Consider the following 26,497-nt stretch of genomic DNA (forward strand, 5'->3'; position numbering starts at 1 on the left):
ATTCTCCTTGTTACGGCACTTCTTCCAATTGGCGCAGGAATGGGTATTCATCCATGGGTGCTTGTATCCCTTATTCTGTTATCTACTGACCCCTTCTTCTTTGCTTATCCATCACTAACGTATCTGACCGCTTATTATAGTGCTGAAGGTAAATTCTTTACCTACAAGCATGCTCAAAAGATTGCCTTAGATTATGGATTTTTCGTTATATTACTAGCGATCCTATGTATTTCTTAATGGCGCTGGCTCAGACTCATTCCATAATACATAGATTGGAGAAACGAACCTTGAAAGTAAAGTTAGCACATATTTTGCTTCTGCTTACGGTGATTTTTGCGGTTCTTCTGTACAGAGGGAGTCTGGACTCTATTGATCATCTGTTACAAGATCGCGTGATGCAGCACGAGCGGTCTGTGGATACTACGATTGCTATTATCGGGATAGACGATCAAAGCTTGAAGGACTTTGGCAGCTGGCCGTGGAGCAGAAATGTTCATGCACAGCTGTTAGATACGCTCTCTGAGGGACATCCTGCTGTGATCGGCTTTGACCTGACGTTCCCGGTGGGCTCAGAAGATCCCGAGGCAGATACAGAATTCGCTGCGGCTGTCGCTCGGGCGGGAAATGTTGTTCTGCCCGTATATGGCACTTTTGCATCTAATACTGAACAAGGAAAAATTGAAGCGCTGGAGCTGTCCCAGCCGTTTGAAGCCTTGCGAGAGGCTGCGGCTGCAACCGCGCACATTAATACCATTACCGATACAGACCGTGTGGTGCGTAAGGCCCTTTATTCTTTTGATTATGAAGGGGAGTCTATTCACAGCTTGTCATGGACGGTCTATCAGAAATATCGAGAGGCGATGGGAAGCACTGCTGATCCGCAGAAGCTCCCGCTGGATGACTTTGGACGCTTTTATATCCCCTATTCAGGTGGCAAAGGCGCCTTTGAAGAGATTCCTTACTCAGCCGTGCTTAGCGGAGAGGTCCCACCTGATTATTTTGAGAATAGAATTGTGCTTATCGGACCTTATGCTACAGGGTTTAAGGATGACTTCTTAACACCGATTAGCGGAAAAAACACGTTATACGGTGTGGAAATTCATGCGAATATCATCCAGTCTCTGCTCGACGATAATTATAAACGAGTGCTGGACTGGAAGTGGAACGAAGTAGTGCTCTTGCTAGTTGCGCTCCTGGCGTATCTACTATTCCGTAAAGTGAAGATGCTGTATTCCTATGCGGCCATTGTGGTCATCATTGCGCTACTAATTTTTGCGGGTCGTTATTTCTATGATCAGGGTACGGTGATTTCACTAGGTTATGTGATTCCCCTTCTAATCGTTAGTTGTATTATCGTGATAGCTTTTCAATATTTAGAGGAGTTGATGGAAAAACGTAGAGTTACGGATATTTTTGGCCGATATGTTGCTCCACAGGTTGTGGATCAAATTCTCAAGAACGGTCAAGAAGGTCTGAAGCTGGGAGGAAGTCGCAGAGAGCTAACCTTGTTATTCGTAGATATTCGAGGCTTCACCCCGTTGTCAGAGGCTGCTGAACCGGAGGAGATTGTAGAGATTCTGAATGAGTATCTGGATCTGACCGCGGGTTGTATTTTTGAGTTTGATGGCACACTGGACAAGTTTATCGGGGATGCCACGATGGCGATATTTAATGCTCCATTGCTGCTAGAAGATCATCCGATGCAAGCGGTGAAGGCCGCGTGGGCGATGAAGGAGGGTTCGGCGGCGGTAGAACAAAAGCTGTTTGAACGCTTTGGCCTAGTAGTTAAATTTGGTATTGGGGTACATACTGGCCCTGCTGTATTTGGGAACATCGGCTCTAAGACACGGATGGATTATACAGCGATTGGAGACACCGTCAATACGGCAGCCCGCCTGGAAAGCAATGCGAAGCCGGGACAAATCCTCATCAGTGAGGCTACCTACGCTTTTGTAAAAGATAGAGTATCAGCCGTTTCATTAGGAGAGATCAAGGTAAAGGGCAAAGAACAGGGAATTAGTGTTTATGAATTGGAGGGGTTGAAATGAAATCATTGAAGCTTACACTATCATTTATTCTATTGTTCAGTATTCTTTGGCCGGCGGTTGTCACACAGGCGAAGGACAGCGTAAAGGTAGGGAAAATAACCGCGGTCTCAGGCAAGTCTGAGGTGAAAAAGAGCGGGGGAACGAAGAAATTTAATGCTTTTAAAGGAATGGCGATTACGCAAGGCGATACGATTATAACAGGCACTGACGGGCAAATCAGCCTTGACCTCGATGCTAACAAAGAAGTTACAATCGGAGCAAACACTACGCTTACCATTAGCCAATTAGTCGAAAGTGCAAAAGCGCTCGGCGGAAAGACAAGTCTGAAGCTGCAAAACGGGCAAGTCCTGATCAAGGTGAAAAAGAAGCTGGATGGCGACTCCCGTTTTGAGATTGAGACCCCGACGGCGATCATGGGCGTGATGGGCACAGAGTTTTTTGTTAGCGTTAATAGCCAAGGCAATGTAGTCCTTAATGCTGGGGGAGGAATTAGCGGCGATTATCTGGGAGTTCTGGAAGGAACAGTCCGCGTAATTCCGTCTAATGATCCCACACTAATTGAGCGTATGATAACAGCATCCCAACAGTTAATTATGGAGAATCAACAATGGACACAGGGGCAGCTGTCCCTGAATGCATTACCGCAATTTGCGCTAGAGCAGCATTTGAAATATCTGAACGAAGAAGAGATATTGGAATTCGAATCGGTTAAGAAAAAAATCGAGCAACTACTCGAGCAAATAAAAGCCACGATGCCCGTTCACTCAAGTCCGCCTATTCCAACCATTCCACCTCAGATTAACTATGATCTATCTAGTTCGGCTCCCTTAGATATGACAAGACCAACACCGCCGACGAGACCTACACCAACGCCGACGCCGGAACCAACGGCAACGCCGACACCGGAACCGACAGCAACACCGACACCGGAGCCGACAGCAACACCGACACCGGAGCCGACAGCAACGCCGACGCCGGAACCAACGGCAACACCGACGCCGGAACCAACGGCAACGCCGACGGAAACTCCAAATCCACTCGGTGCACCTGAGATAGACCAGCAGGAATTTAGAGAACATATCTATGACTATCTCGTCCGTGATAATGAGATTGTTTTGCCGTTTACAGTACCGTTAGATTTTAATATCGCAGATGACTCTAATCCTAATGCCGCCAGGGATGGTGTGAGTGTTACCTTAAATCAGAGTGAGGACACACTCGATTTAGGTGAGGTATACATTCGAGAGAATAAGCTTCACATTCAGCTGCGTGAATCACTTCCTTATAAGTCATTCGTTCAAATCAAGGTTAATGGTGGTTTGTTAAAGAATGCCCTTACCGGGGGGCAGGTACAGGAAGAGGTTCAACAGATAGCAGACGGCGGGTTTTACTTTGAAGGAGAAATCACTCCGAGTTATTTTAACCATACGGGTCCTATAGGTGAAGATGAAGCGCCGGAATTTATCATCCATTCGCTAGGTTATGATGTAGGGGAGATCAGATATCATTATGAATATGATCTTGGAGATCCATTTCCGCTAGAAGATACCGATTATGTACTGGATCGGAACGATGAGAATACCTTTGTACTTAAACTTACTCCGGCATTCTTGAATAGACTAACTCCCGAACCTTATATCGTTATCATTCCACTGGTGAGGGTTGAAGATACTGAAAACGGCCCTGTAGAGGTAATAATAGACAACCTCCAGATTAGATTGTCTTTGTTATTTTAAAGGTGCAATAACCTTCGAGAGGAGAAAATAACGTAATGAAAAAGGAAATTATCTCCATCGTTTGTGGATTAATGCTCGTAAGCGCAGTACCATCTAGTATCGTTACCGCAGAGGCAGTGCAGCCCACAAGCGGCAACGTTCAAGGAAGTATAGATCAGAACATCTCTTCTAACGCCGTACTCTCTCTTAGACAGCCATGGGGACTAACTGCTGTACCTGGCAGTAATGAACTCATCATCGTACAGTCCGGAAGCGGTACGATCAGCAAGTGGAGTAATGGAGCGCTACAGACAGTGGCTGGACAAGGTGCTGAAGGATATATCGATGGCAAGAGTGCAAAGGCTTTGTTTAATCATCCGACGTACACCGCTGCTGACAGTAAAGGCAATATCTATATTAGTGATACCGATAACCATGCCATTCGAAAAATTAAGGATGGAGAAGTGTATACCCTCGCAGGAACGGGAGTAGCAGGCTATAAAGATGGACCGCCTGATGTGGCGCAATTTAACGCGCCGGGTGGATTGGCAATAGACAGCAATGACAACATATATGTAGCGGATACACTGAATCATGTGATTCGCAGAGTTACACCAAAAGGTATTGTGACTACGTTTGCGGGTCTGCAGGGCAATAATGGTGCTTATTTGGACGGAGCAGTAGCTTCAGCCAAGTTCAATGAACCACTGGGTCTTGTATTCGATGAATCTGGCAATCTCTATGTAGCTGACAGTGGGAATCAGATGATCCGTTTAATTAAAGGCGGTAAGGTGGAGACCTTTGCAGGCAAAGCAACCCTTGTTGATCCAGTGACTGGCTATATGGCTGGAGGGTTCCAGAATGGAGAGCGTCTATCGGCGTTGTTCAATCGTCCTCGTGGACTAGCCTATGCCAATGGGGTATTGCTGATTGCAGATAGTCTGAACCATCGCGTTCGGGCTATCCAAAAGGATGGGAAAGTTATAACAGTTGCAGGGCAGGGGAACTCGGGAGATCAGGTTGGAGTATTGGATAAAGTAATGTTTGATCAGCCTTCCGGTGTTGCACTTGCCTCTGGGAAGCTGTATGTGACCGATACGCTGAATAACAAGCTAAAGGTATTGAATCTTGATCTGCAAGCCCTTAAGCCATTGCGTAGCGAGGCTGATCTGCTTGATGCAGTTCCACTGCTGCCAGCCGGTAAGAACATGCAAGTATGGTTGGATGGAGCGCAGGTGAAGTTTAATAGTGCTATTCAACCTCTTAAAGAGTCCGGAAAAATATATTTACCAGTTAGAGCGCTATTTAGCTCATGGGGAGCGGACATTCGCTGGGATGCGGCAAGCAAAGAGACGATGATTAGCAAAGGGGATTGGACACTCACCCTAAAGCCAGACGTAAGCCTTAATGTGCAAAACATAAAGGGTACTTTGTATGTGGCAGCCGATTATTTGCCGACCATTTCATCATTTATGCAGGTATACGATGAGGGCAGTAACGCAATTGTGCTGAAAAGTGGACAATAATCATTCAGTATATCCTTTAAATAAGTTTAGGCTGTCGAGAAAAATCTCGACAGCCTTTTTTTATGACGATAATCCTTCAACGACTTTATCAATATTCCATTTAATCATCTTAATGTATGTGTCGCCTTCTTCGCCTTTCTTAGCTAAAGAATCGGTGAAAATCTTAGAATGTATCGGTACACCCGTTTCGTTGGAGATGGTTTCCATTGTTTTCGGATTAACGCTCGTTTCCAGAAATAAAGCTGGCACTTGATTTTCATCAATAATGTTAATTATGTTTTTCATTTGTTCTGGCGTTCCTTGACTATCGGTATTGATTTCCCAAATAAATGCGGACTCAAATCCGTAGGCTTTTGAAAAATACTTAAATGCCCCTTCGCTTGTAACCAAAATACGTTTCTCCTGCGGGACTTTTTCTACCGCTTCTTTTGCATATTGATCCAATTCATTAAGCTTCTTAACATATTCTGATTGGTTATTCAGATAAAACTCTTTGTTGTCCGGATCTTTTTCGATTACATGTTTAGTGATGATATCTACATATTTAATAGCATTCTGAACATCAAGCCAGGCATGAGGATCTTCTTGAGTTTCTTTGCCTTTTTCTGTTAGGTACATTGGAGTTACTTCATCTGAGACTGCAAAAGCAACACCCTTTTTATTAGTGACATCAAGAAGGTCTTGGAACCACCCCTTACCCGTTTCCAGGTTCAATCCGTTATAAAAAACTAAATCTGCGCTAGATACTTTACTTGTGTCTTTAGGTAGTGGATCGTACATATGCGGGTCTGTTCCGATGGGAACCATGCTATAGACCTCGGCTTTTTCCCCTACAATGTTTTCGGTCATATCCGCGATAATGGAGTAGGTTGCAACAATCTTCAACTTGTCATTGTCTGCTTCTCCTTCACTAACATTTGAGCATGCGGTAAATAGTAAAATGAACATTGTCAAAGAGAGCATCTTTATTGTTTTCATCCTTGTTTAACCCCTTTTCTTAGAAAATTATTTTTGGGCGAGATAATAAAAGATATAGCAAACAAACTTACGCCTACTAGAACAATGGTGGCACTTGTAGGTAAATTGAATCTAAAGCTAATGATCACACCTATAATTCCAGATACAGCGCCGATGGTAGAAGCCAGGATAATCATATGGATCAGCTTATTCGTCCAAAGATAAGATGTAGCTGCTGGAATAACCAGCATTGCAATCACAAGCACAATTCCAACTTGAGATAATGAGGATACGGTAACCACGGATAGCAGCATCATCAATAAATAATGATAGAACCCCGTTTTTAAACCAAATGCTTTAGAGACGACAGGATCAAACGAACTAATTAACAGCTCTTTATACAACAATGAAATGATGGCTATAACAACAAGCATGATAATAAATGACTGCATTAATTCGGACTGCGGGACGGCTAAAATGTTACCAAATAAAATGTGAGTTAGATCAAGCCCGCTTTTGGCAAACGTGATGAGGACAATCCCCAGTGCAAAAAAAGAGCTGAGAATAATTCCGATCGAGGTATCACTTTTGATATTGCTGCGACTTGTTATGAATTGAATGAGGATGGCTGCTAAAAGTCCAAACAATGAAGCTCCCACAAGAATGTTGATCCCTAAAATATAAGATAACGCCACACCCGGTAATACAGCATGAGACAAAGCATCTCCCATTAATGACATTTTTCTGAGTACAATAAAACTTCCTAAAACCCCTGAAACAATGCCAAGAATGATAGCAGACAATCCGGCGTTAAGCGCATAGATGGGAATGTTTAATAACGATGAGAAATAATCAATCATTATCGGCGCCTCCCATCCCTTTGATGACCAGATTACCTAAGGAGGCACCATAGGCACTGAGGATATTCTCCGGAGTAAACGTGTCTTTAACGTCACCAAAAGCAATAAGCTTTTTATTGAGAATGATGACTTTGTCAAAATATTCTTCGACTTCATGTAAATCATGATGAACGATCAATATGGTTTTCCCTTCTTCGCGAAGCTGTTTAAGCAGTTTTACAATAATTTTCTCACTGACTAGATCTATGCCGACAAAAGGTTCGTCTAAAAAAAATACATCCGCTTTTTGGGCAAGCGCTCTGGCAATAAAAACTCTTTGTAGTTGTCCTCCAGACAAATTACTAATTTGTTTATTCGCAAGGTCACTTATATCTACCATGGCCATACATTCCTCGACGCATTGCCGCTCTTGTTTACCGGGGCGCTGAAAGATCTTCAGGTTTGGGTAAGTTCCAGTCAGTACTGTATCCTTCACCGTGATTGGAAAAGTAAGATCGATGTCATTTTTTTGCGGTACATATGCGATCTTACGCTTATACTCAGAAATGTCTCTTCCCTCTACCCTCACCGTTCCGCTTCTTTTCTTAATTACTTCTAACAATGACTTAATGAATGTGGATTTCCCTGCTCCATTTGGCCCGATAATTCCGACCGTATATCCAAAGGGAATATCAATATTTACATTTTCTAGCGCTGAATTACCGAAGTAATCCACGTTTAGGTTTCTAATTTCAATCATTAAAAAGCTCCTCGTCTTGAAATTCATTGATTTGTTTCCTGTTGGAAACATTTATTTCGATTATCTAATTTGTTTCCCTAGGTAAACATTTATTCTTAGGTACAATATATTTAACAATGGGCAAAATGTCAATGAAAAAGCTTAAATTTTATGCGATTTTAAGTTGGAACAAGTACTCGATTTGTGCCATTATGGATGTGATTTTTTTAGTATTTAAAATACATACTTGACAGGTAGGAATAAAGGGTTATATGATATCACCAATAGTTAAACAGTAATTAAATGAACAGTGAAATAATTCATCCGAGCTGATTGGACCACCAAAGGCTCCCGTACTTTCCCTTGTCAGGGACTTGTGCTGGGAGTCTTTTTTGTTGGCTATGGAGAGAGATGAGGTAGGCATGAGCGATACGTATTGGAGACAGCTGGAGGAGACGGATTGGGGATTTCGCAAGGTGGTTCGCAGATTCGTAAAGGAGCGGGATAAGGTCACTGTGGAAGGGATCTCCTTACCAGGCATGCTGATTCTGCACAAAATCATTCGTGAGGGTGAACAGCGGCTTGGGGATTTAGCGGATGAACTGGACTTTACGTCAGGTGCGATCACCGCTTTGAGCGATAAGCTTGAGACAGGCGGATTTACTGTACGCAGACGTAAGGAGGGAGACCGCAGGACGGTGATGCTGGACATTACAGATAAAGGCCGGGAGATGGCGGAGCTTAACAGCAACATTGGGGAACGATGTATTTCGCTTCTGTTTGAGGGGTTTACGGAAGAGGAATTGGCACAGCAAAGTCAATTCTATCAGCGGATCATCAGCAATCTGGAGGGATTCTCAGAAACCTTGCTGAAGCTGGCGAAGGAGAATGCGGAGACCGAGTCTGCACCGAACCTTGAACAGAAGCCACGAGCAGTCACAAAGAAAAGTAATTATCTTAGCTATTAAAAAAATCAAATGTAGGAGAGATGAACTATGGGACATTCAACCATATATCCAACTGGGGCAACTGTATATAATCCGGGCAAGGCATGGAGCGGCTATACCGTATTTCAAGCAGGTGAAGAAGGTGTTGTACTGATAGATATGAACGGTAAAGAAGTGCATTTATGGAAGGGACTGCTCGGGTTTCCGGCTAAAATCCTCCCTGGTGGTTATGTGCTAGGCAGCACAGGTAGAAGAGATCCCAAATTTGGCATTCAGGATAATGTAGATCTGGTGCAGGTCGATTGGGACGGTAACATCGTGTGGAGATATAACAGCTATGAGCATATAGAAGATCCGGGTTATGAACCGCTCTGGTATGCCCGCCAGCATCATGACTATCAGCGCGAAGGCAATCCAGTGGGTTATTTTGCACCAGGGCTAGAGCCAAAGGTAGACGGTGGGAACACCCTAATCCTCGCTCACAAAAATATTTACAACCATCAAATCTCCGACAAGCAGTTGCTGGATGACACGATCATCGAAGTGGACTGGGAAGGAAACATCGTTTGGGAGTGGGCTCCAAATGAACATTTTGCAGAGCTTGGCTTTGATGAAGCGGCCAAAAACGTTCTATTCCGTGATCCTAACTCACGCTCCTTCGGGAATCTGGGCGGGGGTGTAGGTGACTGGTTGCATATCAACTCAGCTTCCTATGTAGGACCTAATAAATTTTATGATGCAGGAGATGAGCGTTTCCATCCGGATAACGTGATCTGGGATGCACGGGAAGCGAATATTATCGCAATTACAGATAAGCGTACTGGAGCTATCGTTTGGAGAATCGGTCCAGATTACTCATTACCGGAATTGAAGCATATCGATTGGATCATTGGCCAGCATCATGCACACATCATTCCGAAGGGCTTACCGGGAGAAGGCAACCTACTCGTATTTGATAACGGTGGCTGGGGTGGTTACGGCCTTCCGAATCCATCTTCACCCTTTGGGCAAAAAAATGCACTCCGCGACTACTCTCGAATTCTAGAGATTAATCCAGTGACACTCGAAATTGAATGGCAGTATACCGCGGCAGAAGCAGGCTTCTCCGTTCCGACGGATTCTTACAAATTCTACAGTCCTTATATCAGCTCAGCACAGCGGCTTCCGAATGGCAACACCTTAATTACAGAAGGATCTAACGGTAGACTTTTCGAGGTTACGCCAGAGCATGAACTGGTCTGGGAATATATCTCACCGTATAACGATTCCAGAAATACAAACATGGTTTACCGTTCCTATCGTGTGCCTTATGCGTGGGTACCACAGCTGGAGCAGCCGGAAGAACAAGCGATTGAGGCGATAGATGTCACGCAGTTCAGAGTACCAGGGGCCGCGCCTAAAGGTTCGGATTCTGTAGTAAGTGTGGCGACTACCCTGCCGTTTGTTGAAGGGGCTGCTTGTGTGGCGACAACAGATGAAGGTAGCAGCCGCAAAGCCAATGAACAAATTTAAGGGGGTGTCGTTGTGAAAAATTCATGGATCAGCTCAAGCTTCCTGCTCTTATCCTTAACCGTTGTTATCCTTTTATCAGGCTGCGGCTCCAAAGGTGATGCGTCGCCGGCTAAAGATGGAGCGGTTAGCGGCAAAGTAGAGACCTTGAAGATTAAAATCGCTGACATCAATACGAATCCAACTTTTCGTGTGGCATTAGATAAAGGTATCTTTGCCAAACACGGGGTAGACGCTGAACTAGTCAACTTTGGTTCCCCGGCAGAAGGTGTAAATGCACTCTTCATTAAGCAGGTAGATGTGGCTTTCGGGGTAGATTTCCCCCTGCTGAACGCAGTGTCGAAAGGAGATTACGCGATCATCGCTTCAGCGGGTCTGGCGACAGATGAAGCTTCTACAGAATGGAAGCTGTTCGTACAGGATAATATCAAGACAGCTGAGGAATTGAAGGACAAGAAGCTGAGCTTTATTCGTGGAACCTTCATTCCGTACCTTTGGGATGAATATTTGAAAGAGCATCAACTTGCATTAAGTGATGTGGAGCTGATAGGACAAGGAGCATTTGATGAATCTTATATCGCTTTGAAGCAAGGGGCTGTGGATGGGGCATGGTTCTATGGTTCCGTTCTTAATGATAAGCTGGGTGCCCTTGCAGGTGTACATGAGCTGACGGATATGTCCAAAACAACCGTACGATTAGGAATGGGCATTGTAGCAGGGAATGATTTTATAACAAAAAATCCTGAGGGGATTGCGAACTTTCTCGCAGCAGTGGATGAAGCTGGGGTCTATGCACAGGCTCATCCCGATGAGGTTGCTGATTTAATGTACGAGGAAGTGAAGCAGCCTAAGGAATCCACGATTAAAGATCTTCCGAACAATCCGTGGGCCCTCGGATTCACGCAGGCGGCTTATGACAGTCTGACTAAGCAGAAGAAGTATATGGTCGACACAGGAATCATCGAGAAGGATTTCGATCTGGATAGCAAGCTGAATCTTGAACCATTAACCAAAGCTTTGCCGGAAGAAGTCACGTATAAGAAATAGGAGGGTTCAAAATGTCATTGCCTGCTAAGCAGCACACCATTCATATTGAGCAGCTTCGCAAGAGCTACAGTGAGCCAACCGCCGGAGACGTTCATTATATTATTAAAGATGTGGATCTCATAATCAAAGGCGGAGAGTTCTTCGTTCTACTCGGTCCAAGTGGCTGCGGAAAATCGACGCTGCTGAATATGATCGCCGGATTTGTTTCCAAATCTGGCGGTAACCTTCGGGTGGATAACGAAGAGGTAAATAAGCCTGGCAGAGATCGGGCAGTTGTGTTTCAACAAGCGGACTCCTCTTTATTCCCTTGGCTAACAGTTCGAGAGAATGTGGAGTTCGGACTGCGAATGAAAAAAATTGCAAAGGCAGAACGGCGCACGATATCGGATAGGTTTATCGGGCTTGTAGGTCTGAACGGGCATGAGGAGAAGTTCCCGAAGGAACTATCAGGAGGGATGAAGCAGCGTGTTCAGCTGGCACGGGTGCTCGCCAATGATCCGGCAATCCTGCTGATGGATGAGCCCTTTGGTGCGCTTGACGCGATGACTCGGAGGACAATGCAGAAGGAGCTAGTAAATATCTGGCAACAGACGCATAAGACAGTGATTTTTGTAACCCATGATATTCAGGAAGCTTTGCTGCTGGGGGAACGGATCGGCATTATGTCTGTAGGGCCTTCCTCTAATATCACGGACATTTATGACAACACGTTGCCTTATCCGCGGGACATCGCATCACTGGAATTTTACTCGCTATACAATCAAATTCAGAGCCATTTCGAAGAATAGGATAGGGTGGGACAGATGATGAAATGGGTAGAAAAGAAATGGGTTTCTGTATCTATACTATGGATTGCCGCACTCTGCATCTGGCAGCTTGGGGCGGTGATCTACGGTCCTGATGTGATCCCTGGACCGTGGAGTACGCTCCAGGGTGGCCGGGAACTGCTGGAAGACGGCACCTTGATGCAATATATCGGCATTAGCTTTTACCGGGTGCTTATTGGCTGGGTACTCGGCAGTTTAATGGCGATTCCCGTAGGATTGGTAATTGGAAAGGTGAATGTGATTCGTATCTTTGCAGAGCCTTTTCTGAACTTTATCCGTTTTATCCCGCCGATTGCGTTCATTACATTGTTTCTAGTGTGGTTTGGCATTGGAGAGCAGTCGAAGATTGCGTTGATTATGTACGCTACCTTTTTTATCGTGGTGCTGAATACCTTAACCGGTGTAATGTCTGTGGAGGAGGATAAAATCCGCTCAGCCCGCAGTATGGGCGCCAGTGAGTGGCAAATCCTGATTCATGTAATCGTTCCGGCGACGATACCGTATATTTTTACAGGCATCCGGTTAGCGATGGGAACGTCGTATATGGCAATAATCGGTGCGGAAATGATTGCTTCGAACGAAGGTGTAGGTTATCTGATTTGGAATTCACGGTTATTCTTTCGTACAGATTGGATTTTTGTAGGGTTATTCTGCCTTGGCTTTATGGGCTTTTTCACGGATCGGTTATTTGGGTGGTTCGGTAAGAAAGTGCTCTATAGATACGGCGTGGTTAGTGTCGCGGCGCGTAGAAGGTAGTGTAACTTTATTTAATAAAATAATGTAAACACCAAAGCTGCCTGTGGAAATCAGGTGGTTTTTTGGTATGTCTTACTTTTTATTTACAAATATTCCTATCCTCCTTAATGTCACGAAAATAGTACACGCCTATACTGCAATTGGGTGCCTAACAGTTGGAGCATAGAGAAGCCCGCAAATAAGAAATAGGAGTGAAGGGGAAATCATGAAAAAAGGGATCAAAAATCAATTATCGATGGGTCTAATGTTATCCTTGCTCGTCCTGTTGCTTGCTGCTTGTGGAAATTCGGCCAAGGCTGAGGAAACAACGAATGGAAATGCTGGCACCAAAGAGTTAAGTCTGACCGAGATCGAGAATAAAGCTAAAGAAGAAGGCAGTGTTATCAGTGTGGGAATGCCGGATTCCTGGGCGAATTGGAAAGATACATGGAGTGATATGAGTAGTAAGTATGGTCTTACACATTCAGATACGGATATGTCGAGCGCGGAGGAAATTGCCAAGTTTGATGCAGAAAAAGATAAGCCAACGGCTGACATTGGAGATGTAGGGATCGCTTTTGGAACGGTTGCCGTAGATAAAGGAGTAACACAGCCTTATAAAACGTCCTACTGGGATGAAATCCCCGATTGGGCTAAGGATAAAGACGGAAATTGGATTGTCGGCTATCAAGGCACAATTTCTTTTCTGACGAACACCAAGCTTGTGGCTAATCCACCGAAGAGCTGGGAAGATCTTAAGAACGGCAGCTACAAAATCATCGTTGGCGATGTAACCAAAGCTGCTCAAGCTCAGATGGCTGTATTGGCGGCAGCAATTGCCTTTGGCGGTGATGAGTCGAACATTGAGCCGGGGATCGCTTTCTTCGAGGATTTGGCTAAAAAAGGACGTCTCTCCAATGCAGAAGCTTCCCTTGCCAATATCGAAAAAGGGGAAGTAGAAGTTACCCTGCTGTGGGATTTCAACGCTTTGAACTATAGAGACCAGATCAACAAAGATGGCTTCGCGGTAGCCATTCCGAAGGAAGGCAGTGTGGTGAGCGGTTATGCAACGATCATTAACAAATATGCACCGCATCCTAATGCTGCGAAGCTGACTCGTCAGTACATCCTTAGTGATGAAGGACAGATTAATCTTGCCAAAGGGTACGCTCGTCCGATCCGTGACAGCGTAACGCTGCCGGATGATGTTGCGGCTAAGCTGCTGCCAAAAGAGGAATATGTCAATGCTAAGCCTGTTGGTGATTACAAGGTGTGGGAAGAAACGGCGAAGACCATTCCGCAATTATGGCAGGAACGTGTGCTTGTGCATTTGAACTAGAATTGTTCTTCCCTAAAAAAAGAAGCAGGGCGCCTTCGTCACGATGCCGTAAGGCGCCCTTGTTCTATTCCCGCGACAAGGAGTGAGGAAGTTGAAACAGAAAAGCCGCGGTGTGATTCTGGCACTCATTCCGTTTGCACTGATGGTGTTGGCATTTCAGCTGGTACCTGTATTGTCCATGCTGACGGGAAGTTTCCAAAAGGCAGACGGAACTGGGTTTACGCTAGGCAATTATCTGCATGCACTGCAAAGTGCCTATTACATGCAGGCAATCAAGAACAGCTTGCTAATCTCTTTAACTTCAAGTCTGATAGGGATCATTGTCGGACTTTTTTGTGCATATTGTATTACTCGGTTCACTCCAAAGGTAAGGGACAGACTCTTAATGCTGTCGAATATGACCTCTAACTTTGCGGGGGTCCCGTTAGCTTTTGCATATATTATTTTGCTCGGAAATAACGGGGTGTTTACGCTTTTATTCAAACAGTGGGGCTGGAGTGTTTTTGCCGACTTTGATTTATATAGCTGGTCTGGTCTGATTCTGGTGTATGTCTATTTTCAGGTTCCGTTAGCCTTACTGCTCTTATATCCGTCTTTTTATGGCATTCGTGAGCAGTGGAGAGAGGCGGCGTCCTTGCTGGGGGCAGGACCGTGGCAGTTCTGGAAGACGATTGGGCTACCGATTCTAACCCCGGCGATATTTGGCACGCTCGGAATTCTTTTTGCCAATGCAATGGGCGCTTATGCCACGGCTTACGCATTAGTTGGCGGGAATTATAATCTGCTGGCGGTACGTATCGGTTCTCTGGTTGCTGGGGATGTGGTTACTCAGCCTGAAATGGGGAGTGCGCTTGCTGTATTACTCGGTCTGACTACGATTTTGGCAGTTTATTTGAATCATCTGATGGTTCGGCGCACGGAAAGATTTGGAGCTAAAGCGCTCAGTAAATCGAATGTAAAAGCCAAATCTTCTCGGCGCTTATGGACAGCAGCCAGTGAGGAGGCGCGGCAATGAATATACGTAAAGCGGGCTTTGCTCCGCGTACCTTCATGCTAATGCTCATGGCGTATTTATTACTTCCACTGCTGGCAACCGGTATTTATGCCTTCGCGCAGGACTGGCAGAATACCTTGTTGCCTCAAGCATGGACATTAAATTGGTTCGGAGAAATGTTTAAGGATATTCGTTTTTTGGAGGCGCTTTGGACCTCCCTGTATTTATGTCTGATCAGTGTGGTACTGAGTCTGGCCGTGATGCTGCCAGCTGTTTTTGTCATCACCATTTATTTTCCGCGTTGGGAGAACTTTATGAAGGTAATCGTTGTTCTGCCTTATGCGGTGCCCGGTGTAGTGGCTGCGGTGGGTCTTATTCGTACCTATTCCTCTGGTCCCTTGGATATCGCTGGAACAGCTTATTTATTGGTGGGAGCATATTTTGTAGTCATCCTTCCCTATATGTATCAGGGCATTCGCAATAGTCTGTTGACCGTTAACGCCGTGGAGCTGCTGCATGCTGCAGAATTGCTTGGAGCCCGCCGCAGAACGGCTTTTGTGAATGTGATTTTGCCAAATATCTGGCCTGGGGTTATCGTTTCGACCCTTTTATCATTTTCTGTTCTGTTTGGCGAATTTGTTCTTACCAATATGCTAGTTGGCGGACATATTCAGACAATTCAGGTATATCTATATCAAAGAATGGGCGAAAGCGGGCATTTAGCCAGCGCGATTGCGATCTCGTATTTTCTGTTTATTCTAGTCCTTTCGATGGTACTGATGAAGCTTGGCAAAAAGATGGGGGGAGGCGTTAAGGGATGAACGATTATCTGAAGCTGCAAGGTATACGTAAAATGTTCGGTGATACCTGTGTGCTAGACAATATAGATTTAGAGATTCGCGAAGGGGAGTTCGTGACGCTGCTGGGGCCCTCCGGTTGTGGGAAAAGTACGTTACTTCGCTGCATAGCTGGCCTTTCGGAGCTGGATGGCGGCAGAATTCTTCTGGAAAATAAAGATCTGGCAAATCTGCCGCCCCGTAAACGCGAGGTGGGGATGGTGTTTCAGTCTTATGCTCTATTCCCTAATTTGACAGTGAGCCAAAATATTGAGTATGGAATGAAAATGCGTGGAGTATCCAAATCCGCCAGACGTAGCCGCTGCGAGGAACTGCTTGCTTTAGTTGATCTGGAGGAGAAGCGGGATGACTATCCGCAGTCACTCTCCGGTGGACAGCAGCAGCGTGTAGCGTTGGCCCGTTCTCTAGCCGTGCAGCCCAAAGTATTACTGCTGGATGAACCCCTGAGTGCACTCGATGCCAAGATTCGCAAGAATCTACGTGCTGAAATTCGCGATATTCAGAAGCGTTTTAACATGACGACCCTATTCGTTACGCATGATCAGGAAGAGGCGCTGATCCTATCAGACCGTATCTGCATTATGAACGGTGGGCGAATTGTTCAGGATGGAACACCGGAAGGACTGTATACGGCGCCGCGGACAGAGTTCGTTGCCCGGTTCATGGGCAGTTATAACGTATTGACTCGGCCTGAAGTGATGGCGCTGTTCCATGGAATAGATAGTGGGATGGACAGCTTTGCCATTCGTCCCGAAGCCGTAACGCTGCTGCATGAGGGAGCGGGTCAACAGGAGGCTGCTGCCGGAGCGCAGCTGGTGAATGGAATGATTAAATCGGTGTCTGTGCTTGGAAATATCATTCGATGTACGGTTGAGGCTGAAGGAATCCGCTTAACGGTTGATCTTTTAAATGATGGACGCTGGCTGCGGGTTGGAGAAGGGGAGAAAGTCACATTGGCGCTGAACCCTTCCGAGCTTTTACATTTAGAGCGAGAAGGAGCGTGAGTAGAATGTCGGAAATGACCAATAAACTCATTGTGGTTGTCTTGGATGGACTTAGATATGATGCTGCTCGCAAGTACATGGGGTATCTGGAGCATCTTGTGGAGCAAGGCTCCTTATCTTGTTATCGAGTGCAGTCAGAATTACCTAGTCTATCACGCCCGCTTTATGAAGTGCTCTTAACGGGTACACCCGTGTCCAAAAATGGAATTACGGCCAACCATATTGTGAGACCAAGCCATGAAGAAAGTGTATTTCATCTGGCAGTGGGCGCTAATTTGCGTACAGCTGCTGTTGCCTATCATTGGGTCAGTGAGCTTTATAATTCGGCCCCTTTTGATCCGCTGGCTGATCGTCATCAGCATAATGTGATGAAGCCGATTCAGCATGGGAGCTTTTATTTCGAGGATCACTATCCTGACAGCCATGTGTTTGCCGACGCTGTGTATTTACGGAGTGCTTATGATCCGCATTTTCTATACATTCACTCCATGAATATAGATGATGCCGGGCATCGTTATGGCGGGGAGAGTAAGGAATATGAGCTTTCCGTGCGTAATGCCGACGGTCTGCTGGCCACTGTTTTGCCCATTTGGATGGAGCAGGGGTATAAGATTCTGATTACGGCCGATCATGGAATGAACGCAAACGGGCACCATGGAGGGGTCACCTCTTCCGAGCGGGATGTGCCGTTATATACGTTTGGAGTAGATGTGTTGTCTTCGGAAAAAGAGGATCAAGTAATTCCCCAGTTGCGGTTAGCTCCGCTAATGTGCCATTGCTTGGGGCTTGCTCCTTCGGCTGCAATGAGCAAGGAAGGCTTGCCTCCTTTTGTACAGAAGCAATTACATCATGAAGGTGCTGAGCCCTTGCCACTGGGATAAAAATTATAATAGGCAAGCACAATAAAAATCATATACGAGGAATCTGGATTTTTGTATAATAAATAGTATATTTTACCTATTTGGGAGGTTGTCTATTGAGTGCTGCTAGAGGTATGAAATGGATTACAGGCTCGTTTGAAATTATTTTGGCGATTCCATTTCTGGGTGCTACTATTGTAGTGTTCAGTGGGTACTCTGTACTGGGATTTATGTTTATTCTTCATCTAATCACTTTGATTTTATCTTTAAAGAACAATGAATCTATCTATGGTTCAGTGCTCGGAATTGTAACTTCTTTATTGGCTTGGATTCCACTTGTGGGATGGGCACTGCACTTGATTACAGGGATTTTGTTGATGGTAAGTGGCGGACAGAAGACCCGTTATCCTTCGAATCATAACTATCCACAATAATTAAAATCAGCCTAATACAGCCCGATTCGGACGTTTGTCCGGTCGGGCTGTATTCATGTTATAATGAGGGCACATTTTAGCATGAAGCACTTACGAAAGGAGGCACATCCATATGGAAGTAACAGCACAAGATGTAGCGGAATGGATGGTTAAGGAAATTCGGTTTACGGGTACCTTGTATCAGACCGCGGCGATTGAATATGTAAAAGAGAATTTTGGGGAACAATTTGTATTTGTGAATGAGAATGGCAATGCCTCACTGTCCAAGGAAGTAAAGAAAGCTTTCCGAAAGCTGCACAGCGGCAAAATCGCGTGGGATCGCGATGGATTTTTGTGGGCGTGGACTTAAGCCGAAACATGGCGTTATATATCAAAAAGCAAGTTTCCAGGGAAGAGGAAACTTGCTTTTTTTTGTGAGAATCATACTGGAACTTCTCTCTGATCCTTTGCCATAGGCGAGCTACATAGAGGGCAGGGCTTCGAGGTTAGATGGTCCTCGGCTCCACCAGCTTTCATGCGTGTCCAACCAGGACAGCTGCTGCCCGTGCAATTCCATACCGGAACGACATGGGTTTTTGTTGTGGTTGTTCGGCTGGTCGGCAAGGCTCTTGTCGTCACTGTTCTTGTTGTTACTGCTCTACCCACCGTAGTTGCTGCTGTGGAAGAAACAGCTGAACGAAAGGCGGATAACATGAAGCGGGAAACCTCCGCTTTTTTACCGCGATGCTGTGCAGGTGAGCTGATAAACAGCTCCTCTCGGGCTCTCGTAACGGCCACATACGCCAGTCTCCGTTCCTCCTCCAGCGCGGCTAGGCTTGAAGCTCCGCTGCTTCCGGCAGCAAGCTTGCGATCTTTTAACCGGTCACCCTCCAGTGCAGAGCTATGCGGAAGAATCCCCTCAGACGCTCCAATTAAAAACACAACAGGGAACTCTAGCCCTTTTGATTTATGAATGGTCATTAGTGCAATCCGGTTGCCTTGCTCTTTAGTACCTGGTTGGCGATTATGCTCGTTACGCTCCGTGACATTATCTATGAAACCAAGAAAGGCAGGGATGCTGTCGAAACGCGCCGCGGAAGATTCTAGCTCATCTAGCATTTCTTTTAGCGTCTCGCGATGTAAGGTTGCTTGATGCCGTTCATTCGCTTCGATGAAATAATCGTAGAATTGGGTACGAATCTGCCGAATTGCTTGTATTGGGGTCAGTTCGCGTATATTCCGGATTAGATCAAGCCGATCTCTTAGCTTAGTTCCCTTGAAGTCTTCCATGCCAGGCATAGACAATAGGTGGATTAACGGTCCTTGTTTGGGCTGTCTAGCCTCCATCTGGCGGATGTGATTCATGCCTTTTTCACGATTCATATATAACGTCGGCAGGATGTTCTCCATTGCTGCAAAATTCCGCCGATTCACGGAGAGTCGCAAATGATCCAGTACCGGAGAGATCAGCCAGTGCTCGTACAATAATTGCCCTTCTCCGTAATCAATATAGGGAATATCGCGTAAAAGGAGCAGTTCGAGAACGGCCCGATTACTGCTCGACGCCCGGTACAACATGGCGAAGTCACTATATTCTCTTTTGCCGCTAGAGACCTCGTTTAAAATATGCTCGATCATCTGCTCCGCTTCTTCATCTGCAGTTTGCGGACGCATATATCGTGGCTGACTTCCACTACCTTTTGCGGCTTGCAGGGTTTTGGAGCGTCGGCGTGTATTGTGCCGGATAATGCCGTTGCCAAGTCCCACAATAGCTGGGCCTGAGCGGTAGTTGATATCGAGAGTAATAACCTTTGCTCCCGGATAGAGTTTTTCGAACTCTAAGATGAACTCACTGCGCGCTCCGTTGAAGGAATAAATCGTCTGGTCATCGTCACCAACCACCATTAGATTATGCTGTGGGTGAGCGACCATTTTGACAAGTTCGTACTGCAAGGCGTTCGTATCTTGAAACTCATCGACCATCACGTACAGATATCTCATCTGCAACTCTTGCAAAAGCTCCGGACGCTCCTTCAGCATCCGATAAGCGATTAAGAGGACATCATCGAAGTCGATTTTGAAATTGTCTAGTTTCCATTGTTCGTATATTTCCAGAATGGATTTCATTTCTTTTTCGGCGGTGGTGCCTTCTGGCAGATCTTCCACGGCGCCCATGTTCATTTTGCAGGAAGAGAGCAGTGAGAGTAGGGTTTCCGGTGGATAAGCATCCTTCGGCAGTCCGAGCTCACGCATGATCTGCTTCAATAGGATGTGCTGGCGCCGTGTCTCACTGAAAATCTCCTGCTGCAATCCCTGTCTGCGCAAGAAAAACAAGAAAAAAGAATGGAACGTACGAGCCTGTAGCCGCGCGACGTCAGCTGTGCTGACTCCGGGGAGCAGGGCGATTCGTTCGCGCATTTCTGCCGCGGCTTTACTCGAGAAAGTCAGCAATAGCAGCTGACTCGGCGAGACGCCGCGCACGGACAACAAATAACCGGTTCTGCAGATCAGAACCGAGGTTTTGCCGGAGCCTGCGCCGGCCAGTGTCAGCAGCGGCCCTTTATGATGCCGCACTGCGGCAATCTGCGGGCGGTTGAGCAGGATGCCGCCTTCCTCCAGCCTACGGAAATAAGCGGAGTCTCCCTCTTCCCGCTTCACCAGCTCCTTGCTGGTCTGTGCTGAAGCTACAGCTGCCTGCGGGATGCGTTCGCCGGTAGCACCCAGCGGGATATTATGAAATAAGAGCTTATTCAATAGATTCACCTTCATATATTTCTGTATAGAGTGAGCTCAACAAAACTAGTTAGAGGATGGTTGAGTCCATCTTAAAATGTGCCGTTTAAAATATGCTATAAATTTAGCCAATCTACAATATACCATCCCAGCGTTTTTGCTGCACAGAAAAAAATGCTGGATATTGTGTGGGTGAAAGGTGGAGTTTGGCTGTGTGAGTGGAGCTCCAATGGGCAAAATGTACGGTATAAATCGTGTAGAAATACTGGAATTGGGGGCTCTATGTGCGGTATAAATCCGTAGAAAAGCTGGAATGGGCTTCATAAGCGAAAAGATGGGGATAAATGCCCTAGAAGTGAGCGGATTGGGCTGTATGGGCGAAAAGAAGGGTATAAATCCCCCAGAATTGAGCGGATTGGTCTGTATGGGCGAAAAGAAGGGTATAAATCCCCCAGAATTGAGCGGATTGGGCTGTATGGGCAAAAAGAAGGGTATAAATCCCCCAGAATTGAGCGTAATGGGTTTTATGTGCGAAAAGAAGGGTATAAATCCCCCAGAATTGAGCGGATTGGTCTGTATGGGCAAAAAGAAGGGTATAAATCCCCCCCCTTGTCCTCTCTTAAGTTTACAGTGTAGCCCATTCCCTTTCCTTATCATCCTCATATCCTAAAGCAAAATCATGATATGGAGATGACCGTACGTATGCCCTCACCCAATAAGGTCCGCATAAGACATGCCGTTACCATAGATGTGCTTATTCCGGCTATCGAGAAGGATTTGGCTACCCTCCCTTATGTTATTGACGCTGTCCGAACTCATGTTAAGCATCCGATAGGTCGAATACTGATTGTTGCGCCAAAAAAGACACGGATATTGGATTTCTGCCGAAAAAAGGGCTGTACCTTTGTCGATGAGAATACAGTCCTTCCGATTACTAAAAAAGATATCCATTACCGTTCACGGAAATGGGAAAGATCCGGTTGGTTGTTCCAGCAATTGTTGAAGCTGAATGGTGACAAGCTGTGTACGGCTGACTATTTTTTAGTCATCGATGCAGATACGGTCTTAATCGCTCCTCATCGTTTCCGTGAGAAGGGAAAGACGATTTTTTACAGCCGTAATTGGAGTCAGCCTCAGTACTTTACAACCTATAGGAAGCTAATGGGTAGGAGGGCGGCATCTGCTTCATCTTTTGTGACGCATTATATGCTGTTTGAGCGCAGCCAATTGGCTCAAATGAAAAGAGAGATTGAAGTGAAGCATCAGAAGCCTTGGTATTCGGCGATTTTACACAGTATGGACCGCACTAAGCAATTTGCCTTCTCTGAATTCGAAACCTATGCGAACTACTTGTATTCGAAGAATCGTGGGGGCATGAGGATTCAAAAAGCACGTAATAAAGGTCTCCATATGAATGCAGGCCAGCTGTCCAAACAGAAGCTGAACGAGCTGGCGGAAAAGTATAGATCGTTGTCTTTTCATAAACGAAAGGGATATGTGAGAACAACGAGCAGTAAGTCCGGCACAGGGGGGCGATAGGCTTGCAGATCGTGCTCCTTTCAGGGGGATCGGGAAAGAGGCTGTGGCCGTTGTCGAATGAAATCAGGTCAAAGGCATTCTTGAAACTTCTTCCAACAGAAAATGGCGGTATGGAGTCGATGATTGAGCGAGTATGCAGAGGGCTGGATGAGGCAGGATTGCTGGATTCAAGCTGTATTGTAACCCATAGCAGTCAGGTGGAGATTACTCGCAAATCTGTGGGGGATCAGGTTTCCTTATTGGCGGAGCCGCAAAAGCGGGGAACCTTTACTGCGGTTGCTCTGGCGGCGAGCTATTTGCACTCCGTGAAGAAAATAGATTTGGAAGAGATCGTAGTGGTCATTCCGGTGGATTCATATGTGGAGGCTTCTTTTTTTAAACAGCTTCAGCAGTTTCCCAGTGTGCTGTCCGAATCACAAGCGGATATTGCCCTGATCGGTGTCACGCCTGAATTTCCATCCACAGAGTTCGGGTATATTTTACCCGGTGAAGGTTCGAGCGATATGTCCTTTCTAAATGTTAAGCAGTTTGCAGAGAAGCCAGACGAAGAGACGGCGGCAGGGTTCATTTCCCATGGAGGACTATGGAACTGCGGGGTGTTTTCCTGCTCACTAGGCTACCTGCTCTCAAGTATGATGGAACGGAGCCTCCCAGTTGATTACATGGAGCTATTGAAGCGTTATGACGAATTGCCAGAACGAAGTTTTGACTATGAGGTGCTGGAACATACACGGCGAGCGGTAGTTATCCCTTATACCGGAGTCTGGGCCGATATTGGCAGTTGGGATGCGCTTACCCCTCATTTGCAGGAAAAGGTAATTGGCAGGGGTAGCATTTCTGAGGATTCAAAAGGAACCCATTTGGTGAACGAGCTCTCTTGTCCCGTGCATATCATCGGAGCTCCAGGATTAATCGTGGCGGCAGGTCCAGATGGCATTTTGGTTGCTGGAATCGAGCAGGCAAAACGGATTAAGCAGAAGCTGGAGGGGCAAGCTGCAAAGCCGATGATTGAAGAAAAGCGGTGGGGAAGCTCTCGCATCCTGGATTTCTCACGAACAGCAGCAGGAGTTGAGGTCACGACCTCCAAAATTACCATGTTGGCAGGGAAGCACACTAGCTATCATTTTCACAGGCATACCAAAGAAATATGGTCTTTTCTTTCTGGGAATGGAGAGTACCGTATGAACGGCGTTCTTCATGGGGTTGCTGCCGGAGACACGGTCATGGTACCTGCTGGATCGAGACATGGTTTGCGGGCGCTTACCCCGCTAGAATTGATTATTATTGAACTGGTGGCATTTCCTGAAGTGGGGGATTATGTACGTGTTTGTGCTGAATGGGAGGGGGAGGACAACTCCCTTGATCATTTGGGGTGAAATAGGTATGGAAGAGAGGCACAAACAGCACCGTGAGCATAACTGCCCACGGTGCTGTTTGTGTACACGCAACGTAACAAAGGAATCACTTTTGAGATTCTCTGCTCAGATTCAAAAGATGGTCAAGTCCTACCGCCACTCCATCTTCCTCATTGCTGACGGTAACGAATTCAGCCATTTCCTTGAGTATCGGAGCTGCATTAGCCATGGCAATTCGGTAGCCAGCCACCTCGAACATCGGTTGATCATTATAGCTGTCACCCATTACGGCTACATCCTTTAGTGGGATTCCATAATGGGCGGCGAGCATAGCTACACCGGAGCCTTTGTTGGCATCTTCGTGGTTAATCTCGATATTGTTGACATGGGAGGCTGTGATAATGAGGCCAGGGATCGCGGCAAAGCGGGTGGAGGCTTCTTTGAGCAGTTCACGGTTTAGAGAAAAAGCTAACGTTTTATAAATGACGTTTTCCTCTTTGCTCCAGATCTCTTCCATACTCTCTACGTAAGTTACCGCTGCTTGTTGAAACTGCTGATCGATCATTGCTTTTAGCAGCCAGCTGACTTCCTCTGGGACTTCTTCTTCACTTAATGCAGATAATTTCTCTAATCTAACCCGTTTATTTAGTTCTACATATACGTTGTCCTCTGTGTATACTTCGTAATACAAATCCGGAATTTCATTCATCCAGCGTAACGCAGGAATAATGTCTTCCTTATTCAGCGGTGTACTTGCTGCGAGCGTGCGGTCAGACAGTGTGACTACTGCGCCATTCAGACTGACCACAGGGCATTCCAGATCCGCTAGCCGTAGCTGTCGTTCCGCATCCATAAAAGAGCGTCCCGTAGCAATAATTACGATATGACCTAAATTTTGAGCCTTTATAATCGCCTCGCGGTTCTTTGGGCTAATTTGTCCTTCTTCGTTCAGCAATGTTCCATCCATATCTAAAGCAATCAGCATAGTGTATGATCTCCTTATCCAGTCTTAGTTGTCCCCTTCGCGGGCCAGTGAGAACGTTACTTGTATCTTATCATTAATATTCTGAAAACCAAAAACACCTTTTCATTCATTTATAATCGTATATTTTTAGAAAATAGTTCAGTCGTGGTACAATAGTTGTCAAACTAATCGACTAACCGAGTCTATCGTCAGTTCATGTTCGTGGGACGTGATCCGCCGATATTTTTCCTGCGTAAGGACATCGGTAGCTGTATATGTAAGGGGGACTAATCGTGAGATCCAAAAACTTGGCCACCATGTCACTAGCTTTTATGGCATGTGGGTTTCTGATTACACTATTTCTACCTGAAAATCTCGCTGTGATTCTACTAAGAGGTGGATTTGAGGCCGGGCTGGTCGGGGGGATTGCCGACTGGTTCGCAGTAACCGCGTTATTCCGCCATCCGCTGGGGTTACGTATTCCACATACCTCATTGCTGCTCAAGAATCGCGATAAGATTATTCAGTCGTTAATTACTGCTATGGAGACTGAGCTGCTGAACAAAGAGAGTATTGAGAACAAGCTACGCAAGTTTGGCATTATGTCTATGGGTTCCAAGCTGCTGACGAAGTTCTTTAGTAAGAAGAAGGCGAGAGCCCAGATCCTAGAGCAGCTTAGCGAATTTGTGTCACGTCTTCCGGTAGAGAAAGCTGTACCTTTTCTTCAAAAGGCAGCTTCCGATTATATTCGTGAAGCGGAGCTTGGGGTTGCAGCTGATAAAATTGTTACTAAATTAATGAACGATGGAAAAGATGTAGCGGCTCTGGATTATGCGCTGGAAGGGGTGTCTAACTGGAGCGGTCGTCCTGAAACGAAAGCTATGCTGGGTAAGATCGCCAGTGAGAAACTGGCTGAAGTGAAGCTTGGTGGACTTAAGGGGATGGCTTTTCAGGCTTTCGTTGGGTTTATGGATGCGGATATGCTTGGTGAAATGCTGCAAGGCATGCTACAGTCGGGTATTCGCGATTTTCGTGAAGAGGATAGTCCATATCGTGAAGAGATCATTCGAGAAATTCGGGTGGCGCTGTTCCAGATTGTTAATGACGAGGCTAGAATGGCTTCTGTAAAAGAATGGGCACTAAATGAGCTTGAGGGAGAAGCGGCAACCGCTTTTCTGCATACTCAATTGGAGAACGTACGTAGCAAGGCACTCTCCTTGTTGGGAGAGGATCGGGCAGCTGGTGGACGCAAGCTATTTGCACTATATGCTCTGCTTGTGCGCCGTATTAGCAAGGAACAAGAGTGGATCGGCAGCTGGGAGGAGCGGATTCGCGCTTCATTAATTGCATTTGTAGAGGCTAACCACTACCGAATCGGTCTTTTGGTGAAAGAGAATCTGGATAGCATGGACGATGCTAGTCTAGTGAATATGCTGGAGGATAAAGTAGGTAAAGATCTTCAGTGGATTCGTGTGAACGGTGCCTTATGCGGTTTTGTTGTAGGGCTTATTCTTACAGTTGTTCAATTTATTTAACTCAAAGTAGTCCGT

At 45.9% G+C, this 26,497-nt stretch carries 24 protein-coding genes; 19 read left to right on the plus strand and 5 right to left on the minus strand.

Annotated features, from left to right (window positions below; all coding sequences use genetic code 11):
- Positions 1 to 287: 287 nt before the first annotated feature.
- Genes NSU15_RS01415 through NSU15_RS01425 form a run of 3 tightly spaced genes read left to right on the plus strand, consistent with a single transcriptional unit; the run spans position 288 to position 5,289 of the window.
- The gene (locus NSU15_RS01415) at positions 288 to 2,048 is read left to right on the plus strand and encodes an adenylate/guanylate cyclase domain-containing protein (RefSeq protein WP_339288849.1); all 1,761 of its coding nucleotides are present in this window, start codon (positions 288 to 290) and stop codon (positions 2,046 to 2,048) included.
- Positions 2,045 to 3,784, plus strand: coding sequence for a FecR family protein (locus tag NSU15_RS01420; RefSeq protein ID WP_339288850.1), 1,740 nt, complete (start codon positions 2,045 to 2,047; stop codon positions 3,782 to 3,784). Before NSU15_RS01415 ends, NSU15_RS01420 begins: the two co-directional genes overlap by 4 nt.
- A gap of 35 nt (positions 3,785 to 3,819) precedes the next feature.
- On the plus strand, positions 3,820 to 5,289 hold the full coding sequence (locus tag NSU15_RS01425) for a stalk domain-containing protein (RefSeq protein WP_339288852.1): 1,470 nt from the start codon (positions 3,820 to 3,822) through the stop codon (positions 5,287 to 5,289).
- A 60-nt stretch (positions 5,290 to 5,349) separates the two neighbouring features.
- Here the strand turns inward: NSU15_RS01425 and NSU15_RS01430 are convergent, their stop codons facing one another.
- Genes NSU15_RS01430 through NSU15_RS01440 form a run of 3 tightly spaced genes read right to left on the minus strand, consistent with a single transcriptional unit; the run spans position 5,350 to position 7,845 of the window.
- On the minus strand, positions 5,350 to 6,267 hold the full coding sequence (locus NSU15_RS01430) for a metal ABC transporter substrate-binding protein (RefSeq protein ID WP_339288853.1): 918 nt from the start codon (positions 6,265 to 6,267) through the stop codon (positions 5,350 to 5,352).
- A complete protein-coding gene (locus tag NSU15_RS01435) occupies positions 6,264 to 7,106 on the minus strand; it encodes a metal ABC transporter permease (protein ID WP_042184200.1) in 843 nt (280 codons plus the stop codon). The genes NSU15_RS01430 and NSU15_RS01435 overlap by 4 nt, the downstream gene beginning before the upstream one ends.
- The gene (locus NSU15_RS01440; protein WP_076116460.1) at positions 7,099 to 7,845 is read right to left on the minus strand and encodes a metal ABC transporter ATP-binding protein; all 747 of its coding nucleotides are present in this window, start codon (positions 7,843 to 7,845) and stop codon (positions 7,099 to 7,101) included. The genes NSU15_RS01435 and NSU15_RS01440 overlap by 8 nt, the downstream gene beginning before the upstream one ends.
- Positions 7,846 to 8,225: 380 nt before the next feature.
- Between NSU15_RS01440 and NSU15_RS01445 the strand changes: the two genes are divergently transcribed.
- From NSU15_RS01445 to NSU15_RS01500, 12 genes are all read left to right on the plus strand, one after another.
- Positions 8,226 to 8,792: a MarR family transcriptional regulator gene (locus NSU15_RS01445; protein ID WP_231574209.1), complete on the plus strand. Its 567-nt coding sequence runs from the start codon at positions 8,226 to 8,228 to the stop codon at positions 8,790 to 8,792.
- Positions 8,793 to 8,819: 27 nt separating this feature from the next.
- A complete protein-coding gene (locus tag NSU15_RS01450; protein WP_339288855.1) occupies positions 8,820 to 10,283 on the plus strand; it encodes an aryl-sulfate sulfotransferase in 1,464 nt (487 codons plus the stop codon).
- 12 nt (positions 10,284 to 10,295) lie between these two features.
- Positions 10,296 to 11,327 carry an ABC transporter substrate-binding protein gene (locus NSU15_RS01455; protein ID WP_339288857.1) on the plus strand — a complete coding sequence of 344 codons (1,032 nt, stop codon included), beginning with the start codon at positions 10,296 to 10,298 and terminating at the stop codon, positions 11,325 to 11,327.
- A gap of 11 nt (positions 11,328 to 11,338) precedes the next feature.
- The gene (locus tag NSU15_RS01460; RefSeq protein WP_339288859.1) at positions 11,339 to 12,115 is read left to right on the plus strand and encodes an ABC transporter ATP-binding protein; all 777 of its coding nucleotides are present in this window, start codon (positions 11,339 to 11,341) and stop codon (positions 12,113 to 12,115) included.
- Between the two features lie 18 nt (positions 12,116 to 12,133).
- Positions 12,134 to 12,910 (plus strand): ABC transporter permease, encoded by a 777-nt coding sequence (locus NSU15_RS01465; RefSeq protein ID WP_042123488.1) that lies wholly within the window; start codon positions 12,134 to 12,136, stop codon positions 12,908 to 12,910.
- Positions 12,911 to 13,115: 205 nt separating this feature from the next.
- Positions 13,116 to 14,228 (plus strand): extracellular solute-binding protein, encoded by a 1,113-nt coding sequence (locus tag NSU15_RS01470; RefSeq protein ID WP_339288860.1) that lies wholly within the window; start codon positions 13,116 to 13,118, stop codon positions 14,226 to 14,228.
- 91 nt (positions 14,229 to 14,319) lie between these two features.
- Positions 14,320 to 15,243: an ABC transporter permease subunit gene (locus tag NSU15_RS01475; RefSeq protein ID WP_339288861.1), complete on the plus strand. Its 924-nt coding sequence runs from the start codon at positions 14,320 to 14,322 to the stop codon at positions 15,241 to 15,243.
- A complete protein-coding gene (locus tag NSU15_RS01480) occupies positions 15,240 to 16,043 on the plus strand; it encodes an ABC transporter permease subunit (protein WP_042123491.1) in 804 nt (267 codons plus the stop codon). Before NSU15_RS01475 ends, NSU15_RS01480 begins: the two co-directional genes overlap by 4 nt.
- Positions 16,040 to 17,083, plus strand: a complete 1,044-nt coding sequence (locus NSU15_RS01485; RefSeq protein ID WP_339288863.1) for an ABC transporter ATP-binding protein — start codon at positions 16,040 to 16,042, stop codon at positions 17,081 to 17,083. Before NSU15_RS01480 ends, NSU15_RS01485 begins: the two co-directional genes overlap by 4 nt.
- Before the next feature lie 5 nt (positions 17,084 to 17,088).
- Positions 17,089 to 17,964 (plus strand): alkaline phosphatase family protein, encoded by an 876-nt coding sequence (locus NSU15_RS01490; protein ID WP_339288865.1) that lies wholly within the window; start codon positions 17,089 to 17,091, stop codon positions 17,962 to 17,964.
- Positions 17,965 to 18,059: 95 nt separating this feature from the next.
- A complete protein-coding gene (locus NSU15_RS01495) occupies positions 18,060 to 18,377 on the plus strand; it encodes a hypothetical protein (RefSeq protein ID WP_339288866.1) in 318 nt (105 codons plus the stop codon).
- 112 nt (positions 18,378 to 18,489) lie between these two features.
- Positions 18,490 to 18,726, plus strand: a complete 237-nt coding sequence (locus tag NSU15_RS01500; protein WP_339288867.1) for a hypothetical protein — start codon at positions 18,490 to 18,492, stop codon at positions 18,724 to 18,726.
- A gap of 71 nt (positions 18,727 to 18,797) precedes the next feature.
- Here the strand turns inward: NSU15_RS01500 and NSU15_RS01505 are convergent, their stop codons facing one another.
- A complete protein-coding gene (locus NSU15_RS01505; protein WP_339288868.1) occupies positions 18,798 to 21,110 on the minus strand; it encodes a UvrD-helicase domain-containing protein in 2,313 nt (770 codons plus the stop codon).
- A gap of 292 nt (positions 21,111 to 21,402) precedes the next feature.
- Between NSU15_RS01505 and NSU15_RS01510 the strand changes: the two genes are divergently transcribed.
- The 3 genes from NSU15_RS01510 to NSU15_RS01520 are packed head-to-tail and all read left to right on the plus strand — an operon-like array spanning position 21,403 to position 24,004.
- A complete protein-coding gene (locus NSU15_RS01510; RefSeq protein ID WP_339288869.1) occupies positions 21,403 to 21,759 on the plus strand; it encodes a hypothetical protein in 357 nt (118 codons plus the stop codon).
- Positions 21,760 to 21,791: 32 nt separating this feature from the next.
- Positions 21,792 to 22,628: a DUF6492 family protein gene (locus NSU15_RS01515; protein ID WP_042123503.1), complete on the plus strand. Its 837-nt coding sequence runs from the start codon at positions 21,792 to 21,794 to the stop codon at positions 22,626 to 22,628.
- A gap of 11 nt (positions 22,629 to 22,639) precedes the next feature.
- The gene (locus tag NSU15_RS01520) at positions 22,640 to 24,004 is read left to right on the plus strand and encodes a sugar phosphate nucleotidyltransferase (RefSeq protein WP_339291204.1); all 1,365 of its coding nucleotides are present in this window, start codon (positions 22,640 to 22,642) and stop codon (positions 24,002 to 24,004) included.
- A gap of 85 nt (positions 24,005 to 24,089) precedes the next feature.
- On the opposite strand, the gene NSU15_RS01525 is transcribed toward NSU15_RS01520, so the two are convergent.
- On the minus strand, positions 24,090 to 24,968 hold the full coding sequence (locus NSU15_RS01525) for a Cof-type HAD-IIB family hydrolase (protein ID WP_339288870.1): 879 nt from the start codon (positions 24,966 to 24,968) through the stop codon (positions 24,090 to 24,092).
- Positions 24,969 to 25,240: 272 nt separating this feature from the next.
- Between NSU15_RS01525 and NSU15_RS01530 the strand changes: the two genes are divergently transcribed.
- A complete protein-coding gene (locus NSU15_RS01530; protein ID WP_339288871.1) occupies positions 25,241 to 26,482 on the plus strand; it encodes a DUF445 domain-containing protein in 1,242 nt (413 codons plus the stop codon).
- Positions 26,483 to 26,497 lie beyond the last annotated feature (15 nt).

This window comes from Paenibacillus sp. FSL E2-0201 (assembly GCF_037963325.1).
In the GTDB taxonomy this organism is placed as follows: Bacteria; Bacillota; Bacilli; order Paenibacillales; family Paenibacillaceae; genus Paenibacillus_AQ.

Excerpts from the sequence above, each read along its gene's own strand:
- NSU15_RS01420 (WP_339288850.1), top strand. The coding sequence starts at position 2,045 with ATGAAATCATTGAAGCTTACACTATCATTTATTCTATTGTTCAGTATT.
- NSU15_RS01425 (WP_339288852.1), top strand. The coding sequence starts at position 3,820 with ATGAAAAAGGAAATTATCTCCATCGTTTGTGGATTAATGCTCGTAAGC.
- NSU15_RS01430 (WP_339288853.1), bottom strand. The coding sequence starts at position 6,267 with ATGAAAACAATAAAGATGCTCTCTTTGACAATGTTCATTTTACTATTT.
- NSU15_RS01435 (WP_042184200.1), bottom strand. The coding sequence starts at position 7,106 with ATGATTGATTATTTCTCATCGTTATTAAACATTCCCATCTATGCGCTT.
- NSU15_RS01440 (WP_076116460.1), bottom strand. The coding sequence starts at position 7,845 with ATGATTGAAATTAGAAACCTAAACGTGGATTACTTCGGTAATTCAGCG.
- NSU15_RS01445 (WP_231574209.1), top strand. The coding sequence starts at position 8,226 with ATGGAGAGAGATGAGGTAGGCATGAGCGATACGTATTGGAGACAGCTG.
- NSU15_RS01450 (WP_339288855.1), top strand. The coding sequence starts at position 8,820 with ATGGGACATTCAACCATATATCCAACTGGGGCAACTGTATATAATCCG.
- NSU15_RS01460 (WP_339288859.1), top strand. The coding sequence starts at position 11,339 with ATGTCATTGCCTGCTAAGCAGCACACCATTCATATTGAGCAGCTTCGC.
- NSU15_RS01465 (WP_042123488.1), top strand. The coding sequence starts at position 12,134 with ATGAAATGGGTAGAAAAGAAATGGGTTTCTGTATCTATACTATGGATT.
- NSU15_RS01470 (WP_339288860.1), top strand. The coding sequence starts at position 13,116 with ATGAAAAAAGGGATCAAAAATCAATTATCGATGGGTCTAATGTTATCC.
- NSU15_RS01480 (WP_042123491.1), top strand. The coding sequence starts at position 15,240 with ATGAATATACGTAAAGCGGGCTTTGCTCCGCGTACCTTCATGCTAATG.
- NSU15_RS01485 (WP_339288863.1), top strand. The coding sequence starts at position 16,040 with ATGAACGATTATCTGAAGCTGCAAGGTATACGTAAAATGTTCGGTGAT.
- NSU15_RS01490 (WP_339288865.1), top strand. The coding sequence starts at position 17,089 with ATGTCGGAAATGACCAATAAACTCATTGTGGTTGTCTTGGATGGACTT.
- NSU15_RS01500 (WP_339288867.1), top strand. The coding sequence starts at position 18,490 with ATGGAAGTAACAGCACAAGATGTAGCGGAATGGATGGTTAAGGAAATT.
- NSU15_RS01510 (WP_339288869.1), top strand. The coding sequence starts at position 21,403 with ATGGGCTTCATAAGCGAAAAGATGGGGATAAATGCCCTAGAAGTGAGC.
- NSU15_RS01515 (WP_042123503.1), top strand. The coding sequence starts at position 21,792 with ATGCCCTCACCCAATAAGGTCCGCATAAGACATGCCGTTACCATAGAT.
- NSU15_RS01525 (WP_339288870.1), bottom strand. The coding sequence starts at position 24,968 with ATGCTGATTGCTTTAGATATGGATGGAACATTGCTGAACGAAGAAGGA.